Annotated in this window: 18 protein-coding genes; all 18 read left to right on the plus strand. The window is 40.3% G+C overall.

The window, feature by feature from the left end:
- The first annotated feature begins 285 nt into the window (after positions 1–285).
- The 18 genes from Q1W14_RS03905 to Q1W14_RS03990 all read left to right on the plus strand — a co-directional run bounded on the left by Q1W14_RS03905 (position 286) and on the right by Q1W14_RS03990 (position 21,027).
- Positions 286–1,320 (plus strand): uroporphyrinogen decarboxylase family protein, encoded by a 1,035-nt coding sequence (locus Q1W14_RS03905; protein ID WP_300699452.1) that lies wholly within the window; start codon positions 286–288, stop codon positions 1,318–1,320.
- Positions 1,321–1,323: 3 nt separating this feature from the next.
- Positions 1,324–1,647: an L-rhamnose mutarotase gene (locus Q1W14_RS03910; RefSeq protein WP_300699453.1), complete on the plus strand. Its 324-nt coding sequence runs from the start codon at positions 1,324–1,326 to the stop codon at positions 1,645–1,647.
- Positions 1,648–1,655: 8 nt separating this feature from the next.
- Positions 1,656–2,879, plus strand: a complete 1,224-nt coding sequence (locus Q1W14_RS03915; RefSeq protein ID WP_300699455.1) for a sugar MFS transporter — start codon at positions 1,656–1,658, stop codon at positions 2,877–2,879.
- A gap of 8 nt (positions 2,880–2,887) precedes the next feature.
- Positions 2,888–3,562 (plus strand): cobalamin-dependent protein, encoded by a 675-nt coding sequence (locus tag Q1W14_RS03920; protein ID WP_300699456.1) that lies wholly within the window; start codon positions 2,888–2,890, stop codon positions 3,560–3,562.
- Positions 3,559–4,584 carry a uroporphyrinogen decarboxylase family protein gene (locus Q1W14_RS03925; protein WP_300699458.1) on the plus strand — a complete coding sequence of 342 codons (1,026 nt, stop codon included), beginning with the start codon at positions 3,559–3,561 and terminating at the stop codon, positions 4,582–4,584. Before Q1W14_RS03920 ends, Q1W14_RS03925 begins: the two co-directional genes overlap by 4 nt.
- Positions 4,553–5,290 carry a vitamin B12 dependent-methionine synthase activation domain-containing protein gene (locus tag Q1W14_RS03930; protein ID WP_300699460.1) on the plus strand — a complete coding sequence of 246 codons (738 nt, stop codon included), beginning with the start codon at positions 4,553–4,555 and terminating at the stop codon, positions 5,288–5,290. Before Q1W14_RS03925 ends, Q1W14_RS03930 begins: the two co-directional genes overlap by 32 nt.
- An 11-nt stretch (positions 5,291–5,301) precedes the next feature.
- The gene (locus Q1W14_RS03935; RefSeq protein WP_300699462.1) at positions 5,302–6,813 is read left to right on the plus strand and encodes an alpha-L-fucosidase; all 1,512 of its coding nucleotides are present in this window, start codon (positions 5,302–5,304) and stop codon (positions 6,811–6,813) included.
- A gap of 233 nt (positions 6,814–7,046) precedes the next feature.
- Positions 7,047–7,928 carry a helix-turn-helix transcriptional regulator gene (locus tag Q1W14_RS03940; protein WP_300699464.1) on the plus strand — a complete coding sequence of 294 codons (882 nt, stop codon included), beginning with the start codon at positions 7,047–7,049 and terminating at the stop codon, positions 7,926–7,928.
- A 103-nt stretch (positions 7,929–8,031) separates the two neighbouring features.
- Complete coding sequence (locus Q1W14_RS03945) at positions 8,032–8,913, plus strand: helix-turn-helix transcriptional regulator (protein ID WP_300699466.1); 882 nt, start codon at positions 8,032–8,034, stop codon at positions 8,911–8,913.
- 142 nt (positions 8,914–9,055) lie between these two features.
- Positions 9,056–9,400 carry a hypothetical protein gene (locus Q1W14_RS03950; protein WP_300699469.1) on the plus strand — a complete coding sequence of 115 codons (345 nt, stop codon included), beginning with the start codon at positions 9,056–9,058 and terminating at the stop codon, positions 9,398–9,400.
- Between the two features lie 124 nt (positions 9,401–9,524).
- Positions 9,525–10,109 carry a DUF3575 domain-containing protein gene (locus tag Q1W14_RS03955; protein ID WP_300699471.1) on the plus strand — a complete coding sequence of 195 codons (585 nt, stop codon included), beginning with the start codon at positions 9,525–9,527 and terminating at the stop codon, positions 10,107–10,109.
- A gap of 34 nt (positions 10,110–10,143) precedes the next feature.
- A complete protein-coding gene (locus Q1W14_RS03960) occupies positions 10,144–11,673 on the plus strand; it encodes a DUF3868 domain-containing protein (protein ID WP_300699472.1) in 1,530 nt (509 codons plus the stop codon).
- Between the two features lie 44 nt (positions 11,674–11,717).
- Complete coding sequence (locus Q1W14_RS03965; protein WP_300699474.1) at positions 11,718–12,812, plus strand: hypothetical protein; 1,095 nt, start codon at positions 11,718–11,720, stop codon at positions 12,810–12,812.
- A 129-nt stretch (positions 12,813–12,941) separates the two neighbouring features.
- Positions 12,942–14,018, plus strand: a complete 1,077-nt coding sequence (locus tag Q1W14_RS03970) for a FimB/Mfa2 family fimbrial subunit (protein ID WP_300699475.1) — start codon at positions 12,942–12,944, stop codon at positions 14,016–14,018.
- Between the two features lie 138 nt (positions 14,019–14,156).
- Entirely contained in the window at positions 14,157–15,542 is a 1,386-nt protein-coding gene (locus Q1W14_RS03975; RefSeq protein ID WP_300699476.1) for a fimbrial protein, read from the plus strand.
- 18 nt (positions 15,543–15,560) lie between these two features.
- Positions 15,561–18,587, plus strand: a complete 3,027-nt coding sequence (locus Q1W14_RS03980; protein WP_300699477.1) for a FimB/Mfa2 family fimbrial subunit — start codon at positions 15,561–15,563, stop codon at positions 18,585–18,587.
- A 154-nt stretch (positions 18,588–18,741) separates the two neighbouring features.
- Positions 18,742–19,986, plus strand: a complete 1,245-nt coding sequence (locus tag Q1W14_RS03985; protein WP_300699478.1) for a hypothetical protein — start codon at positions 18,742–18,744, stop codon at positions 19,984–19,986.
- A gap of 63 nt (positions 19,987–20,049) precedes the next feature.
- Positions 20,050–21,027, plus strand: coding sequence for a FimB/Mfa2 family fimbrial subunit (locus tag Q1W14_RS03990; RefSeq protein WP_300699479.1), 978 nt, complete (start codon positions 20,050–20,052; stop codon positions 21,025–21,027).
- Positions 21,028–21,033: the final 6 nt, after the last annotated feature.

Consider the following 21,033-nt stretch of genomic DNA (forward strand, 5'->3'; position numbering starts at 1 on the left):
CCTGCACATCAACAAGATCAAAGTAATCCAAAGTACCTTCAGGAAGAAGAAGGCGATAACCATTTAACTCCATAATCAATTAATTTGCAGGCAAAGATAAAAAATTATAATTTTATCCCCTCAGGTTTTTACATTGATCCATCTTCGTGGATACTTACTACTCCGCTTTTAGTTACCAATTTGCAAACCTTTTGTAGACATTTACAAACCTTTTTTGTCTATTAGAAAACCTTATTTTGGGCAATGCCGTCTAATTTTACCAACCGAAACTAACAAGAATAATCCATGAATCACATTGAAAGATTTTATGCCACAGTGGAGCGGAGACCGATAGATCGGCCGGCTTCCTGGCTGGGAATTCCAGATCCCAAAGCTATACCTGCATTGTTCTCACATTTCGGGGTAAAGAATATGGACGAACTAAAAGCTGCCCTGGGAGATGATGTTTATCCGGTGGAAATACCTTATCATTCTCCGGAGAGTAATGCAATTTATGCTGCATTTAATTTTGCCAAGGGCGGAGTGATTAACGTTGATGAACGTACACTCACTGCACCGGGTTTCTTTGAAGATTACTCGGACCCGGAAAAGGTGGATGACTTTCTATGGCCCGATCCGGAGAAGTACATCGATCCTGAGATATGCCGCGAAGCAGTAAAGGCAGTGCCCGAAGGATATGCAATTATGGGTATTGCATGGTCATCACATTTTCAGGATGCTTGTGCAGCCTTCGGTATGGAGACGGCATTGATTAAGATGATGATGGAACCGGAAATGTTCAAAGCGGTGATAGACCGCATCACGGACTTCTATCTTAAAGCAAACGAGATATTCTACAAGGCCACTGAGGGACTGATACATGCAGTGCTGATTGGCAACGACTTCGGTAGCCAAAACAACTTGATGGTATCGCCGGATATGTTACGGGAGTTTGTATTGGACGGCACGCAGAAAATGATTGAGCAGGCTAAACGGTACAACCTAAAGGTAGTGCATCACTCGTGCGGTAGTATCTATGATATTATACCCGACTTGATAGAGTTGGGGGTGGACGTGATTCATCCCATACAGGCACTGGCCACCAAGATGGAACCCGGCCGGCTGAAACAGGACTTCGGGACGCAGGTATCATTCTGCGGCGGAGTCGACGCTCAATACTTGTTGGTAAAGGGAAGCCCTGAGGATATTCGTAATAAGGTAAATGAACTGGCAGGCATTTTCCCGACCGGATTGATTATCTCACCCAGTCACGAGGCTATCCTAACCGACATTCCTCCCGAGAATATAGAAGCATTGTTCAATACCATCAAAAAATTATAAACCATGAAAAGATACGGTAGTGTTATTGGCCTGAGGCCGGAAAAATTGGAAGAGTACAAAGAATTGCACGCAGCTGTGTGGCCTGGAGTGCTGAAAATGATTAAGGAATGCAACCTGAACAATTATAGTATCTATTATAAGGATGGATATTTGTTCAGCTACTACGAATATGTAGGCACCGATTACGAAGCGGATATGGCTAAAATGGCAGCTGATCCTGAAACACAGCGGTGGTGGGCAGTGTGCAAACCATGCCAACAGCCACTGGAAACACGGACCGATGGTGAGTGGTGGGCAGATATGGAAGAACTTTTTCATTTAGACTGACCGCTGTTATGATGAAATCTATATTGCGTTCTCCAACAGGGAAAAGCTTTCTGGTAGCTTTCTTGCTTGTTTCAAGCCTCTACCTGATGTGGGGATGTGCCCACGGCTTACTGGATGTGCTGAATAAGCACTTTCAGGGAGTGTTCGACATGACGAAGGCCGAATCGGGCTTTGTACAATTCTCTACCTACATAGCTTACTTCCTGATGGCACTTCCGGCAGGTTTCCTGATGCGGAAAATAGGTTATAAGAAAGGAATCATCGTAGGATTATTACTGTTTGCCTTCGGAGCACTGGCCTTTGTGCCGGCAGCTTTCTTGCATTCGCCTATACCATTCCTTGTGGCCTTGTTTATTCTGGCTTGCGGACTGTGTATCATTGAAACCGGTGCACATCCGTATATCACGGCTATGGGACCGGAAGAATCGGCTGCTCAGCGTATAAACATCGCAGCGGGATTTAATGGCGTCGGTTGGATTATCGGGCCGGTTATTGGCGGTGCACTGATATTCGGTGCGGACGCGAACGATGATATGGCGCTGGCCAAACCTTATATGCTGGTAAGTGGCGTGGTGTTGCTGATTACACTGGTATTTGCACTGACTAAATTGCCACAGATTACTTCCACCGACAAACCAGCCTTGGCAACGGATAGCAGCCATAAGTCCATCTGGCAGTACAAAAGCTTTGTATTTGCTGTGGCTGCACAGTTCCTGTACTGCGGTGCGCAAACGGGGATATTCAGTTTCTTTATCAACTATGTGACGGAGCTCGATCCTTCGCTAAGCGATTTGCAAGCTTCGCAGTTGCTGGGCTTCGGGGGGATGTTTCTCTTTCTGGTTGGTCGATTGAGCAGTAGCTTTATTATGCGGTGGATAAAGCCGGACAAGCTGTTGCAAATCTTCGGTCTGTTGGCTACTGTTTGCATGGTGCTGGTCATTGCATCTGTGGGTAAAGCATCATTGTATGCACTGTACGCCTCCTTCTTCTTTATGTCGATGATGTTCCCCACCATCTTTGCACTGGGAGTAGAAGGAATGAACGATATGCAGACCAAAAAGGCATCCTCGTACATTGTAATGGGGGTAGCCGGAGGAGCTGTGTTTCCGGTGTTAATGGGGCTTATCGGGAAAGAGAATATGGGCTTAGGTTTCATCCTGCCACTGCTAAGCTTCCTGTTTATCACCTACTTCGGACTGAGACAAAATAAATTAAAAACGAATCAAAAATAGAATTAATTATGCATACAATACTTACAGAAATAGCCGATTGTGTTGAAATCGGTAAGATAAATCTCGCTTCCCCGTATCCACCTGCAATGAAAGGCAAGGAGGGAGTAGACGAACTGACAGTGAAAGCACTGGAAATGGGTATCAGCCCCTCGGAAGTGTTGTCGGGCGGACTCATTTTGGGCATGGAAAAGGTCGGACGAAAGTTCAGGGACAATGAAATATTTGTTCCACAGGTACTAATGAGCGCCAGAGCCATGGCCGCTGCTATGAAGCACTTGAAGAAATACTTCAATGACGGAAGTGTAAAGATCAAAGGAAAGTTTATCATTGGTACCGTGGAAGGTGATTTGCACGACATCGGAAAGAACCTCGTCAGCATGATGGTTGAAGGTAATGGTTACGAAGTAATAGACCTCGGTGTAGATGTGAATTCCGATAAATTCATAAATGCCATCAAGGAAAATCCCGAAGCCTATGTGGGTATGTCGGCCTTGCTTACTACCACCATGGTGAATATGCAGAAAATCAATAACGAGATAAAGAAAGAGTTCCCCGGTATCAAAACCCTTATCGGTGGTGCTCCCGTAAGCGGCGAGTTCGCACAGGAGATAGGTGCTGATTATTATGCCTCAGGGCCTCAGGACTTAGTCGAAATTCTAAACACATTAACACAAGCATCATGACCGAAAGACGAAATATGAAAGAATGGATAAGCAATGTGATAGCCGAAAAGAAACGCATTGCTATCCCCATTATGACGCACCCTGGTATCGAAATGACGGGGCGCTCTATCCGCGAAGCCGTGCAAAGTGGCGAATGCCATGCAGATGCCATTCTTAAGCTTCATACAGCTTTTCCTTCGGCAGCTACCACCGTAATCATGGACTTAACGGTAGAAGCAGAAGCGTTTGGTTGCCAGATAGATTTTCCTGAGAATGATATGCCGCACATCAAAGGGCGTTTGGTTTCGACAGAAGAAGAGATTCGGAATCTCCGGGTACCTGAACTGAGTCAAGGTCGTATACCCGAATACTTGAAAGCGAACGAATTATCGGCTCGACGAATCACCGACAAACCGGTACTTGCGGGTGCTATTGGCCCATTCTCTTTAGCGGGGCGACTATTTGATATGTCGGAGATTATGGTAGCTTGCTATATGGAACCTGATGCAATAGGGATACTGTTGGACAAGTGTACTGAACTGATTATCAATTACTGCAAGGAATTGAAGAAGGTAGGCTGTAACGGCGTTGTCCTTGCCGAACCTGCTGCCGGATTGTTATCCAATGAGGATTGCTCGATGTTCTCCTCTACTTATATCCGCCACCTTGTCGAAGCTGTGCAGGACGATACTTTTATCGTTGTGCTTCATAACTGTGGCAACAAAGGCCAGTGCACCGATGCTATGCTTGAAACCGGTGCGGCAGCCTATCACTTCGGCAATGCGGCCCACATGAAGTCTATACTCGAAGTTTGCCCTGCCAACGTGCTGGTAATGGGAAATGTAGATCCGGTAGGGGTGCTCAAAATGAAAACTCCGGCTGAGATAAAACAGATCACACTGGATCTGCTGAAAGAAACGGCAGCTTTCCCCAACTTTGTGCTTTCCACCGGCTGCGACTTACCGCCTCATGTACCTGAAGCTAACATCAGTGCTTTTTATGAAGCTTTGAATGAATATAATGAATTGTATGTCGGAAGATAGTTTTCATAGGTTTGATTTAATATCCGGACAACTGAATATTTCATTCGAATCCGTCCTTGCTACCCTGTGGGTGACGGACGATTCGGATGAAAATCCGGTTGTAATCACTGCTCGTGAATTATATGCACAGCTCTCCGATATCTGCCAGATACGCGGAGGTTATGCCATCTTCCACCCTAAGGATATCGACTTTAAAGCCGGTAAGGTAACCATTGGAGATACTGTGCTTGATTGTGGTAGGCAGATTTGCGGATACCTCAGACATTCAGAACAACTTATTCTTTTCATCTGCACGGCCGGCGAAAAGTTTACTCAACTACGTCAGGATTTTGATAGAAATAATGATTACCTCAGCGGCTTTGTTGTCGATACTCTCGGCAGCATGGTGGTAGAAGGTGCAATGGACTACATACAACAACAAATAGAGAACAGCTATGCTGCACAAGGTTGCAAAATCACGAACCGCTATAGTCCCGGCTACTGTAACTGGCCCTTAGTAGATCAGCGGAAACTATTCGGACTACTCCCTTTAAACGACTGCGGGATACAGTTGACAAACAGTTCGTTGATGTTGCCCATAAAATCGGTCAGCGGTTTGATAGGCGTCGGTCAGCAGATAAAGAAAAGTAAATATGCCTGTGATATATGCAACAATAAGGAATGTATATATCGTAAGGTGAGAAACAAGAATAATGTAAACTTATAAACAGAAAAATAATGAAGAAATTTGGATTGATTTTCTTAGGATTAGGGATATTATTTGTTTTCAGCAGTTGCGTCTCCAGAAAAGAGATATTGAAATCAGATTATCAGGAAAACTGGGAATCACTATCAGCACACAAAGCAACACCCGACTGGCTCTACGATGCCAAGTTCGGTATATACTTTCATTGGGGAATATACACAGTACCTGCCTTCGGTAGCGAGTGGTATCCAAGGTTCATGTTCCAGGAAGGAACAGGTAATTATGCCTATCATAAAGAACATTTCGGCGATCCGGCTAAATTTGGCTACCATGATTTCATTCCACTTTTCAAGGCCGAGCATTTCAATGCCGACGAATGGGTTGACCTGTTTGAAAAGGCCGGTGCACGTTTTGCAGGACCTTGTTCCGAGCATTGCGACGGCTTCTCCATGTGGGCATCAAAAATAAACCCTTGGAATTCAATGGATATGGGCCCTCATCGTGATGTCACCGGAGAGTTGAAGAAGGCGCTGAATAAACGTAATATGAAAATGATTGCTACTTTTCATCACGCTTGGCATCTACAAAGCTTTAATCCGGATAAACCGGACCAAAGAGATTTTGACTCCAGTTATTATCCTTTCATCGAAGGGATGCCTACCACATCGGAAGATTCGTTGTTGAAGATATTCTACGGCAATGTACCTTTGGAAGAATGGGCCGAGAAATATTGGTTTGGTAAACTCAAGGAAGTTATCGATGCGTATGAGCCTGATATTATCTGGCATGACTCAGCATTAGGCAGAGTGCCTGAAAAATGGAGAGTAAAATTCTGTGCCTACTACATTAACGAAATGGCCCGAAAGGGTAAGGAAGCCGCAATCGTGCGTAAGGGTGATATTCCCGTTTCAATGAGTATCGAGAACTACGAAAAGAGCCGTAAAACTACCGGAAACGACCGTCCATGGATGGCCGACGAAACGATAAGTACTAACAGTTGGAGTTATGTAAACGATATGGTAATCAGACCTTCGGCTGATCTCATTCATATTCTCTCTGATATCGTAAGCAAGAACGGAATCCTTCTACTCAACATTTCGCCCAAAGCCGATGGTACTATCCCGCAAGATCAGAGCGAAGTACTGCTCGAAATAGGTGCCTGGCTGAAGAAATACGGTGAGGCTATTTATTCTACCCGTCCGTGGTACACTTACGGAGAAGGACCTACCAAAGAACCAGATGGCGGTTTTGGTGACTGGGAAAAGTTTTTGAAACTGAAATATACCACGGATGATATTCGCTACACCACTAAGGATAATACGATTTATATCATCATTCAAGGTAATCCGGAAACAGGAAAACAGTACAATCTTGCTTCCTTTGCTTCCCAAAATCTACCCAAAGCAGTAGATATTGAGGAGATTACCTTGTTGGGTAATAAGGAAAACGTGACATGGAAACATACCTCCGATGGGTTGACGTTGACCGTGCCGGAGCATGATAGTAAGGATGGATCTATAGTATTTAAAGTGGAAGTAAATTGATACTGTAAGGTCGACTCAAAAATCTGTTTAGTAATACTAAATGAGGGTGAATTCTATGTTGGTGGGAGCTTGGGATTCACCCTCTTTGCATATCTGAAAAGTCATTGACTTTCATGAAATTTATGTTTTAAATTTCATTTGAAAATCCAAAACTTTTCGAAATAGTTTTTTGTTATATATGATATATAGCTTTGATTTCTCTTTTGTAGTTGTTTGACCTTATACGGAGCAATATGAAACCTAAACTTTATTTTAACGAACATGCCGATTGTCACGTATGCACAGATTATACGGATAGAGGATTTAAATACATTGAAACAAAGAAAGGTGAAAAGCATGTATTTGATATGGTTGATACCTATACCGTAGTTTTTATATTATCCGGGGAGGCGTTGGTATCTTGTAATGAATTTATTAATGTTCATTTTCGAGAAGATGAAATTGTACTTTGGCCAATGAATGCCAGCTGTAGTTGGGAGTCGCTTACCGATACATCCGCGGTTGTGCTTTTTGGCGATAATGATTTGGCTCCTTGTGATAGAATTGCATTAAAAGAACATGCTGATTTGTGGATTAGTGCAATTCCTGAATTTAAAGGTTTGCAAATTAGACCTCGACTGAAGGAGTTTCTTTATTCTGTGAAGAACTATTTGGAAGACGGAATTGCATGTCCTTATATGCATAAAGCTAAACAGCGTGAATTATCTATTATATTCAGAGCTTATTATTCTCCTCAAGAAATAATGTCTTTTTTCCTTCCTACAGTTCGTGATACTTACGAATTTGAAACTTTTGTGATGAATAATTACTTGAAAATGAAGGGGCTCAAAGAGTTTGTCGATTCCTCAGGCATGAATTTAGCCGCATTTAACCGGAAGTTTAAAGCTTTATTCAAAGAAAGTCCTTATCAGTGGCTCATTAAGCAGAAGTCAAAGCATATCTTTTATGATCTGTCTTCTACTAATAAAAGCTATGCCAGTATCGCAAGAGAGTATCATTTTACAGATGCTTCTCATTTTAATAGATATTGCAAGTCTATGTTTGGTGATTCTCCTTCCAAGATACGTGAGAATGCTATTCTTGAGAAAGAACAGAAGCGGATGAATACATATTAATCATTCAATATTTTTTGGCTAACTCGTTTTTTACAACTTTCTTGTTTTTTTTTTACTAATAACTTTTTTTATTCAGAGGTTCTTAAGTGTGTAATTTTGCAATATGAAAAGCGAATTGAATTATTGCAAATACGAAGATTGCAGAAAGTGCACAAAAACAGCTGATCGTAAGTTTAGTTATGTCGAGATCAGGAAAGGCGAGAAATTCTATTTCGAAGTGGTAAATGCCTATGCTATTGTATTTATTTTGGATGGCAAAGTAGAGGTTTCTTGTAACGAATACACCGGTCGATTGCTTCAAACAAGGGAAGCTGCGCTTTGGCGTACGAATACTAGATATGAGTGGGAAACAATCGCTGACACAATGGGCATTGTTTTTACCGGAAATAATGCTCTGACGCCTTGTGATAAAGAACAACTTTCCGAACATGCGCATAATTGGCTGAATTCGGTTTCTGACTGCAAGAATTTATTGGTAAAACCCCGGTTGATGGAATTTCTTTATTCTATAAAGAAATATTTGGATGATGACATTACTTGCCCTTATATATATGAGTGTAAAGAATGGGAGTTAATACTAATCTTGAGAGCTTACTATTCATCGGAGGAGTTGATGAATTTCTTTTTTCCAGTCGTATGCCATGTTCATGAATTTGAGTCTTTTGTAATGAAGAACTATTTAAAAATGAAAGGTGTAAAAGAATTTGTTGATTTATCGGGAATGAATCTGAGTGCTTTTAATCGAAAATTTAAGTTCCACTTCGGAGAGAGTCCTTATCAGTGGCTTATTAAGCAAAGGGCTAAACATATTTATCATGAACTGACTACTACAAACAAAAGCTTCTCTGTAATAGCAAAAGAATTTTACTTTAATGACTCTTCTCATTTTAACCATTACTGCAAATCTATGTTTGGAAATCCCCCTAGTAAAATTCGTGAACAATTACTTGTTGGCAATGAATCCAACCAATCATCATTTCAATAATTAGCTTTATTTTCTGGCCTTTCGTTTTATACAAACACTTTGTTTGTTTTATACTATGTCCTTTTTTTTGTATGAATACTGTTTTATAATACCTTTGTAAAATATTAATTGATAGATTGTTGAAGGATATAAAAGTTGAATTATGGTTTTAGTAAATCAAGAAGTAACACCACTGGTGGAAGGATGTGTCGTATCATCTATGAATAAATGTGAGTCAGGAGAAAAAGTACGCTATGGATTAATAACTCTTATCGAATTAGCAGATAAATATTATTCAGGGGGGATTGATATAACGTATGTTATTAAATGTAATAAGCTGAATTTGTATGTTATAATGTATGTGGTTGATGAGATGAAGAAGATTGGCTTAATAGATTGTAGAGATGATAATCCTAATTGGTTTTTTCTTAAAGAAGAACCGCAAAGTAGTTGGATCTTAGAAATTGTTCCCAAAGTTATTTCCCTTTTTAGTTCAAAAGAAATGTAATATTGATTTACGGATTTATAATGTTCGTTGATAGAGTGTTTTGACACACTAATGTCTATCAATGATCCTTGTAGAGAATTTATGTAAATGACAATTGTTAAAGTAAACAGCGATAGTAGATAGAATGTATAAAAAGATATTATTGATTTTATTTTTAACCGTGAACTCAGTTTCAGGGTTCTCGCAACATGTGGCCGTCAAAACAAATCTGCTTTATGGTGCATATACATTAACACCCAATTTAGGTTTGGAACTAGCTTTGGGTAAAAGAAGTACACTGGAATTTAGTGGTGGTTATAATCCTTGGAATTTAGACGGGTCGTTTGACGATAATAAGAAACTTGTTCACTGGTTGGGGCAGGTTGAGTATCGTTATTGGCTTTGCCGAAAGTTCAGTGGACATTTTTTCGGAATACATGGCTTGGGAACTGAGTATAACATCTCTGGGCATGAGTTACCATTACTTTTTGAGAAAGGTTCCGGGAATTACCGTTATGAGGGATATGGCTACGGTGGTGGAATATCGTATGGATACAACTTCTACTTGGGCAGAAGATGGAGTTTGGAAGCCAATATAGGAGTAGGGTACGCACGCCTGCATTACGATAAATATGATTGTGTGAAATGCGGATCGAAAATTGGTACCGAGAGCAAGAACTACTTGGGACCTACCAAGGCAGGTCTGTCGTTGATATACTATTTGAAATAAGAGAGCAGCAAGATTAAATAAGAAGATAGATAAGATGAGAAAACAATATATTCTATTTATAATAATCACTTTTCTTTTGAGCACGAATGTATGGGCTCAGCATGAAGAATATTCAGGTAAAATACATATTACTCCTTTATCATTGCAACAGATGGGAGATTCGGTCTACCTACGGATTGATTTTGACATTTCAGGAGTAAATGTTGATTCACGTAAATCAATCAGTCTAATTCCTGCTTTGGTAGCACAAGACAAGCGACTTTACCTGCCCGAAGTAATGGTGAAAGGGCGTGAGGATTTTAATGTGTACAAACGGGAGATGTCGCTGATGAGTAAACGTGAACTGAGCAGATACAACCAGAAAGCACCGTATGCGGTATTGAAAGGATTCAAATCTGATAGCTCAAGAAAACTGACATACGATTGGGTAATAAAGTATGAATCGTGGATGGCGGATGCTAAACTCGATATATATGAGGATTTGTGTGGTTGCGGCAATCCTCCACGGCGAATGGGAGTGTCACAGTTGGTCAACTTTGTAGGTCTTGAAAAAGCAAGAGTAGCGGATTATTATGAGATCCTCCCTGCTTTTGCATACCTAAAACCGGAAGTGGAAAGTGTAAAGCACAGGAATATTACTGGGGAATCTTATTTGGACTTTGTTGTAAACCAGTGGCAGATCCGTCCGGAATACATGAATAATCCTACCGAGTTAAGAAAGGTTGCTGATTTGGTGCTTGAGGTAAAGAATGATCCGGCTATCGAAGTAAAGAGTATCAGTGTGGAAGGCTATGCATCGCCTGAAGGGAAAATAGCCAACAATCAAATGCTTTCGGAGAATCGTGCTAAATCGCTCGTAGAATTTCTGCTTGCAAAATTTGATTATCCTAGAAGTATGTACACCGTGAAATTTGGCGGTGAGAACTGGAATGGATTGAAACAAAAGGTTGAAGCATCGGATATGCCTTATCGTCAACAAGTGCTGGACATTATTGAGTCTGTACCGGCTGAGATAAACTACGTTACGAATACAAGCCGTAAAAAAGCTTTGATGGATCTTGCAGGTGGCGTTCCTTATCGTTATATGCTGCGCGAATTCTTTCCTTCACTTCGTAAAGCCGTTTGCCGAATTGATTTTGATGTGAAGAACTTTGATGTGGATCAGGCGAAGGAAGTGATGAAAACCCGTCCTCAAAATTTGAGTCTTAATGAAATATTCCTTGTGGCAAACTCTTATGAGAAAGGTGCTCAGGAATTTGTAGACTTATTTGAGACTGCCGTAAAGTTGTTTCCGAATAATATGATTGCCAATCTGAATGCTGCCACAGCAGCTCTTGAACGTAATGACTTGATATCAGCAGAGAAGTATCTGACTAGAGTTGATGGTGAAACAGAGACTCCTGAATACTATAATACGAAGGGAATACTGTATATGTTTAAAGGAGACTTGAATAGTGCGGAAGATTATTTTCAGAAAGCCGCAGGAAAAGGATTGCCGGAAGCAAGACGAAATCTGAATGAAATGACTAACCAAAAGAATTTTAATAACATGATGAAAAAATAAGCGGAGAGTAAAAACAATTATTAAACAATTTATTAAAAACAACAATGAAAAAACTTTTAGTATTGGCTTTTATGGCCACAATATTCTTTGCTTGCTCACAGCAAGAAGAAATCGTAGATAATGTGAATGCTGGCAAAACCTCATTATCTGTAAGAATAGACTTGTCGAGGTTCAACACCAGAAGCGGTGATGGACTTGTAAGTACGCCATTGCCCACTTGGAGCTATTTGTTATTAGTAGCAAAAAATACTGGTGGTACGGAAGTGAGAGAGATACTGATTGCGAAAGCTGATTTTACTGGTACTGTACAAGTCTTCGAAAAGGAGCCTGTGAACTTCTCAGGTGGAACAGTAGAGGCATATATTGTAACCGAAAATAATGATTGGGGTACTATTACTGCCTTGAATACGCCCAATCTGCCGGTTCTTGCCACAGAACAAACAGATATTAACAACTGGCAGCCGTCCGGCTTGATTAAAACCGGAATAACTGGTAAATTCGTAAATATACCCTACTACGGTTCGGGAACCATTGTAGATAATGGTCCCGGTGGTGATGGACATCATCAATTAGCCTGTTCAGTAACGGTTGTTCCCGAGCTAGGACGTATACAAATACTCAATACACCTCAAACAGGAGGAACGTTGAATAGTAATACAGTAACGTCTATAGTTGTAAATAATATCTATATAAATAAGATCACAGGTAATGGATCTACAGTAGATATTCGGACACAGAATGGCGGGACGAGTGTGGAAACCGCAGGTAAATGGATTACCGATTTTTATGCAGCCACTAAACCGCTTGCAGGTATGACTGATGTCGGTACAGATAAAGGATATCAGATTTTTAACGGCAATACCCCTCACTTGATTGTGGAAGTTCAATATCAGTTGAATGGTGTCACTACAAAAGATTATACCGGATATCTAACCATTACCAAGTTTACCTATAACACTGTGGATAAAGGTGATCTGACTGTGGCAAAGGGTAAGATTTATAACATCGACTTGAGTCAATTGCAACCTGCCTATGATAAGATTGGCGATGACCCGTATGACGAAACAACTTACTATGACTTGAATGTAGTAGTTACAGTTGCAGATTGGTCTGAAATAGCAGTTAAACCTGAGTTATAATATATCTAAGAGGGGATGGGGATGAGGGTGATTCCTCTACCCCTCACCAATGAGGCAAAATATGCCCTACTAAAAATAAATATTTAAAAGACAGTGTTAAGAATGTTTGTAAGGTGTACGAGTTACTTGATGATATCGTTACTTCTGCTTTTAGCAGGTTGTACGGAAGAAAATATAGATGATTGCTCGGCTGATTTAAGATTGAAATTTACTTTTACTCTCCATCTGAATGGTGATAACACTTTTGGACCTGACGTTCAGTTAGTGAAGGTTTACTTCTTTAATGAGGGTGGAGTGCTTGCCCATGTGCAACAGGGGCAAGGAGCAGTGCTGACCAATAGCTATGTGATGAATGTGCAGCTTGCTCCTGGCAAATATACGATTATGGCGTGGGGTGGAAGCAATGAGGACTTCAACAATTCTTTTCATGAAGGACATATGAATGACCCTCTTACTCATGATTATGAAATGGGAGTGAATATTGGCAAAACCACTTTAGCAGATTTTCGTATCTTTTTGAATTATGGTATTGCAAATGATTATCCGGAAGATATCATTCCTACGATAGAAGAGTTTGATGATCTTTATTACGGTGCAGCGGGTACACGCCAAAGCGGAATTTCAAAATATGTATTCGAGCAGGTGGAAGTGCGAGCCGGAGTGGTTAACGAAAAGCTTATAGAGCTTATTAGAAATACTAATATTCTGAAAGTTACCATAAGCGGGCTTGAAAATTTACAACGTTCCTCCAACTATTCTATTTTCAGTGCTGCAACGGCTCCTGCTGCCGCTGATATTCTAAATGTGTGGGTTTCTGCCCGTAACGGACGTTACAAGTATGATAATTCTATAGGTGAGTATGCACGTATGATGAGATTTCCTGCTATCTATCGCTATCTGGATGAACATTCAATGGTGGTTGATATCAAGACTATGCAACTTGATATAGTAAGGCATAAAGCAGAAGCAATGTATCTTACTATACAAGATCCGGTAACCAAAGCTACCTATCCTCAACAACCTATTGATGTGGTAAATACACTACTTCAAGCAAAGAACCCTGAGACTGGTGAATATATTTATCAGTCGCAAGAAGATTTTGATAAGTATTATGAGCATCCCATAGATATAGATATAACTGCTGAACTTCAAGTTAGGATATTTGTACATGGTTGGGAAATTATTTTAGTTAAGCCCGAAATTTAGAATTAAAAAAAGGTGATCTACTCTTTTGCTTTAAATATATTAAAACCCATAACACTGCTTGTTATAATAGTTGTGTTGGTTGTCGGCTGCACTAAGGAGCTGTTGACAGATGAACTGCCCTCAGAGCACAATAGTGTAATGTTGTCAGTGTCCACACGAGCCGGTGAAAGAAATGCTGGTTTGGGAAATGAGTCTACTATCAAAACACTCAGGATGATGGTTTTCAATTCCGGAGGTGCGCAGGTGGCGAACTCATATTATGAAGGAGCATCCTTGGATGATCTGGAAGTTGGTGGCGGAAAATACACTGTTACCCAACGCCTGCCACGCGATTTAGGACAAATAAAAGTGTGCTTCATTGCTAACGAACCTTCGAGTTGGAATTTGGGAAGGACTACCGACAAGGTTTCGTATGCTATTCTCAATAACTTAATCATTCGTTATGATCTTGATTTTGACTTTATCGGCAACAATGGTAATAACGATGATTTGAATTTATATCTATCTCCCGATGATTATTTTCTGATGTATGTAGAAACAGGAGCCAATTTTGTTGCAGGTGATGTATCTTTAACCGAAGAATTGCAATTGAAACGTACCGTGGCAAAAGTAACCTTAACACTCGGTTATGATCGTTTATTGGATGTGGATTATGATAATGGCGAAGACTTTGTGTTGAAAAGTGTTTCTATACAGAATCAACCCATTTATTCCTATTTCTTTGCCAAAGTGTATGATAATGATGCCTTGTTCTCGACTGCTTACCAATTACTGGAATATGATGCAACCAGTAAAACGACTCAACCTGTGGTGTTTTATATTCCAGAATACTATTTGTCTGAAGAAGCTTTTGATTCTCAGCTTTTTACATGTATCGAAGTATTAGGAGAATATACCTCCGGAGGTGTGAAAATACCGGTTGTCTATAAGATTCCTCTAGGCGAAGAAGTACAGAATATATATAAGGATAATAACTATGTTCCGATTATTACCGATTACTCCATAGTGCGCAATCATCATTATATTGTCGATGGCAAAATAACCAAATTGGGAGAAAAAGAGGGTGTTCAAGCAAAAATATCTATAGCTCCCTGGAAGGATGGTGGTAAAGTTGACGTTGAACATAATGCTCCTTATTTGAATGTATCTGATATTGCATTGAATCAGATTGTGTCCTCGTCTGTGCCCGATGTTAGTAGTAAGATATTCTTTTGGTCGAACCAGCCACAGAGCTTGATAAATCTGACTCCTATCAGTGTTGTCTATTACGATTCGAGTGATTTGGAAATGAATGTTTCTGGTTTTCCTTCCGATTACCTGCCACTTATTAACTTGAATATGATAAAATATTCCACAGAAATAAATGCCGGTAACTTCTTTGAGAACAATGGGCATGTGGTCATTGATGTGAAACTTCCGTCTAACATTCTGTGGGATAAACTCGTAGTTACATTTCAAATACTAGCCGGGAATCTGAAGAGGAAGGTAACTCTGACATATATTACCGGAACCACATCTACATAGTTTATAATTACAATTATTATGAAGCGTAAAAATATATATATAAGTATATTTATCATTTTGGTTTTCTTAGGTAGCTGTTTAATTTCCTGCATTGACGAACCATTCGTGGATAACGTTGGGAAGGATAATCCGAATGGAGTGAAAGTAACAATCAATTTGGCTGTTCCAGATGCTAAAGAGGTGGTGTCTGAAGCTTCCCCCCGTTCTATCTATGAAAATACCATCGGTAATGTTTTTCTACTAGTCTTTGATGAGAATGAAAAGTTTATAGAAATTCAATCTGCCAATGAGGCTACAAGTGAATACAACTATATAGCATCGCTCACTCCTCAAAGTAGAAAGTGCTTGATACATGTTGTAGCAAATACCCCTATTATCATTGACAGGGTTAAAGACAGCTGGATACCAGGAACTACTACGCTGGATGATGTGAAAACAAGTCTACTAAAAGACCGCTTGCCGGGGAGTGACAGCAATAAGAGCATCAGGTCCGTACCTGCCATGCCGCCTTTAGTCTCTATCTTGCCGGTAGAGGTTCCCAATATATCTAAATCTACTATCATCCCTGATGTTATATTAATGGAAAGGGCTACAGCTAAAATAACTTTATCTGTTACAGCCCCTGCCTTTACGGTTTCTGGTGCTAATCTGTGCGATGCGCCAGTACGCGGATATGTGTTTTCAGGTATGCCATCTGCTGCCATTGCTAAGGGCGACTATTGGGGAGCGGATGAAGTTGGCGGTTATTCTCCGGAATATATGATATGCTTGGGTACTTCGGTTAATCCGCTTTATAGCTACGAGTCACCTGCATCGAATAATACATATCTCATTGTTAAAGCTACCTATAAGGGTATTGATGGATATTATCGCATTAATCTGCGTGATAAAGATAAAAACCAGCTTGCCTTGCAGCGCAATTATCAGTATCTAATCAATATTAAAAAAGTGCAGACAACAGGGTATCGTACTTCGGTTGAAGCGAAAGCCAATACTGCATTGAATGACATGCCGGGTAATGAGGTGGAAGTAGATGTAAGTGATGCCTATTCGCATGACATCGTTAGTAACGGCAGTGAATATTTGGGTGTGTCTCATAGCGAATTAATTGTTTATCAGAGCGGAATAATTAATGATTTAACTGCCGTCACTTTGAATTACACGGCTAATAGCAGTTGGGAGGAAGGTTCAATTTCTGTTTCCGGTATAGGTATGACTTTGTCGGGAAGTCCCGTATTACCAATTACGAACATTGAGGAAAACAGAGATGTGAAAATTAATCTGACAGCCAATTCTACCGGAGGTGTTCTGACGTTTAGAATAGGCAACTTGTACAAAGTGGTGAAAGTTACCAGAAAAAACAACTTGCCTTCTGTTCCCGAAGAAATGGAGTTTGAAAAAATAGCTCTTGCTGATAAGAGTACTGCATCCTTTAAGAATCAGATCGCTTTTTCAACAAGACAAGGAATATATCTGGATGATAATGACAGGGTAGAAGGAGAGGGTAAAAATATGTATGTAAGCATAAATCCAAATGCCGGATTCGATCCTAACTATGTGGCGGGAGATAAATCTTTTTATCGTAACGGTGAGTTTTACTTAACTCATAGTAATGACCAAGGGAAAATAAAAGTTGTTTATACGCAGGAGTATCTTGATGTATATAAAGGGTATATACAAATTAAGCCTTATACTTATGTTGGTACTTTTCATAGATGGGATGAAACGGCAGAGCGTCTGATAAGAGTTAAAGCAATTGAACAAGACCCAAATAGAAAATGGACTGCTCTTGTGGTATCGGGAAAAGATTGGATAGAACTCGATACCAATCCAAGTCAAGATCGAGGTATTACTATGCATCCCTATGGATATAATGAAGCTAGTTATTTGTGGTCGAGTGGTGGAATGGGACCTACCTCTGCTGTGGCTGATGGGGATAATGCAATTTACCGCACTGCCGCTGATGTAGAAGCCTATTGTCAATTCTTACCGTCCGAAAAAGGTAAGTCGATCGTAAACGGAACGGGTAAAAACGTATTCTTCAGAATAGGTCTTAAGAGTAAACTTCCGGGTGGAAAATATGGACAGCCAAGATATGGATTAGTAGCATTAATTCATGATGGCGGTAATCATCTTATATACGTACGGCAAGGAGAGGAACCTGATTTCCTGATGAGAGATGGAGACAGCTATGGAAGTGGCAGTAGCCGCCCCAATGCAGTAAAGATCTCACCTTACAATTTGACAGTACCGGGCGATCAAGGAGTGGCTTATTGTGATGTTCCTCAAAATGGAGGTGTATTTGTGGATTATCCCTCCAAAGGAGGTTATCTTTTTCAAGGAGGCGAATATTACAGAGGTTATAGTCCTTATGGAGCACAAAAATTAAGTTCGTCTATTAGGACTAATAGTAATATATGTCCGTTTCATAACGGTAAAGAGGGGCGGACACCTGCCGATGGCGTGCCTGGCAATACAGGTGTTTTTGCAGGTTCCGAACTTAGACAATCTTTCTGGCTTTACCCTATTACCGGGTTTGGCAATAGTGATTATGCCAATATGATTCGTGGATATATAGCCGATGGATACTATGATAGAAGAAGAATGAGATACCCCAATTATGGCAGTCCATTAATAGACACTGAAAGACGAAACGGCAATAAAGACGGGGCTTTTTTTACTTATCAGGGTGTAGCAGTAGATGAATTAACAAATAAAGCGATAAAATATCCGACTCCAACTGTTGTTGATGAAATAGAAGGAACTGACATGGCTTTTGCAGGAATGTTATTGTTCAATCCTTATAATTTTGCATCGATATTTATACCTGCCACTGGTTCGAGAAATGGACAAATGAGCGACAGGTTGCAGGGAATGGGAGCCGAGTCTAACATTTGGACAAGTACGCGGGTAAGTGGTGGATACTCATATTTGGCAACTGGATATTATTATGTTAATACACAATTTAAGTATGTATTGGATACATGGAAAATAGCAGGTTTCCAATGGGAAGCATTTTCCATACGCTGTGTCTGGGATAGATGAAAAAATGTGGATGTATCAAACAAATACCAGAACACCTGAAACTTTGATTGTTAAATATTCATTTTAATAAAAATACAAGAGAAATCAATAAACATTTTTGAGAAGGTGGCGTTCTAGAGCAAATTCCCCATTAATTTTTTTTAAAAACTAAATTATGCTTAGAAAAACTGCCCTACTGACAGTATTAGTCAGTGTATTGTTTGCTTGTAGTGACAAGGAAGCAATCGAAGAAATGCCGGAATCCGGTGTTAACAATGTATCATTGAGAGTGGAACAATCTGGTTTTACCAGGGGGGTAAATAACCAAAAAGGGGCGGCTGAATATGCCGTACTAGGCTCCGGAAAGCTTTATTTCCTAAACAGTGCCTATACCAGCATTTTTCAACGCCAACTTACACCTGCCGAAATAACTACACTGGCTAATACTACTTTGACGCCAACAAGTGGAAATGCAGTAACCATCAGTGGTGTGCCTAGTTCTGCCCAGTACCTCTATTTTATGGCTAATATCAAAACAGATGTTGGACAGGTATTCCCTGCTGTAGAAGGAACAACCAGCACTGATGCCAGACTGCGTATGGATCGATTGCAAGGAAATGCCCAGAATGTACCTATGTCTGGATTAAGCCCTGCTTTTACACTATCTAGTGGGAATTATTATACAGCTTCAGTAGAAATCAGCCCTATCGTAGCTCGTTTAGAAATAGGACAGGTGACCTGTGAAAATGTAGTTGCCGGTTCACCAATCAGTACCGATATTATCAGTTATAAATTGTCGGGTGTTTTTATTAATAATGTGAATCAGTATGTACGTTTAGATGCAACTCCCTATCTGAATAATCCTGTGAACATTGTAAACCAGGCTTCATGGGCTACTGACTATGCCACTTACTTTACCAACAATCCGAACTTCCCTTATTATGCCGGTGGCTCTCCTTCAGCTCCAAGTGACTGGACTGCTAATGCTTTTGCCGACTATTGTTCACCAGCGGCTGCCGGATTGAGTTTTTATCCGGATGCAACGAATGGTGCTACAATTGTTCCAACTGTAGTTCCTAAACCGGCATGGGCTTTTCAGATATGTCCAAGTACTGTTCCGTCATCAGGACAAACCACTCCGGTTGGTGACATTCCACATATCATACTTAAATTGACAGATGTTCAGTATGTGGCTAATCCATTGGGTGCAACTACTCTTTATGTAGTAGTATCCAAATATAAGGACAGTGTGACTAGTGATAATATTTTGGAATTCAAGCGTGGTAATGTGTACCGCATTAGTAACCTGATTTTCAATCAAACGCAAGCTACCGGCAAGCCTTATGATGCCAATATAACCGTGACATGCAGTGTTACCGTGAAGCCTTGGGTGATTAACTCTATCAATCCCGCTTGGTAATTTTCTTATTCTAACCATCTCCTCCGCACATTACAAGCGGAGGAGATAAAATGCAGGCAGCTTATGAAATGTATATCTGTAAAGTTCATCCTCCTCACTATTCTCATTCTTATGCAATCGTGTATAAAAGATGATAATTCTGATTGCAACGAAAGTGCGTTACGACTCAGATTCCGGTATACATTGAATAATCAGTATTCGGATTTGTTTGGTTCTGAAGTGCGCCAAGTCACTGTATATGTTTTTGATACCGATGGAAAGTATGTAGGACGTTATTCTGACTCCGGAGAGAAGCTGGCAAATAATTATATTATGACTATCCCTTTGCCAAAAGGTGACTATCGGGCTATTGTCATTTGCGACAATCTCAATACCTTTTCCTCAGGCTGGATAGACAATCGTACTAATTCGTTTTACAGTGAATTTCAACCGGGAGTAACAGTTGCTTCCGATTTTCGTGTTATGCTAAATACTAAAGAAGGTACGGAGGGATATCTTGTTCCTGTATCGGTTCCCGGGGAATTTTACACCGGATATGTGGCTGATGCTCCCTCTACTTTTGATACATCATATATCACCGACGTGGGTTTAATGAAAGATACAAAAAATATTGTAGTCAAAATTTCTGGCTTGGATGTCATTACTCGCGCCATGGTTACTCCCGATGTGTATATTACTGCTATTAATGGACGGTATAAAAATGATAACAGTATAGACACTTCCCATCGTATGTTGAAGTATATACCCCAAAACACATCCGTCGCAGGCAATATGATGGATAGTTATATAAAAACGATGCGACTCGTAAAGGGGCATGCTCCGATGCTGGTGATTAAAAAGCCTTCAGATTCCGGATATCTCTTCAACCGGGATATTACGGAATTAATCTTATCGACTCCCAAATATACTTCGCAGGAAGATATTGACAGGGAAGATACATTCGTATTTGAAATAAATTTCAGTCAGATGGATAATAATATCGTTATTTCTATATTGATAAACGGTTGGAAAATAAATACGATCACTCCGGTAAATGACTAAAAACCA

The sequence above is a fragment of the Bacteroides sp. genome, assembly GCF_030151085.1.
Lineage (GTDB): Bacteria > Bacteroidota > Bacteroidia > Bacteroidales > Bacteroidaceae > Bacteroides.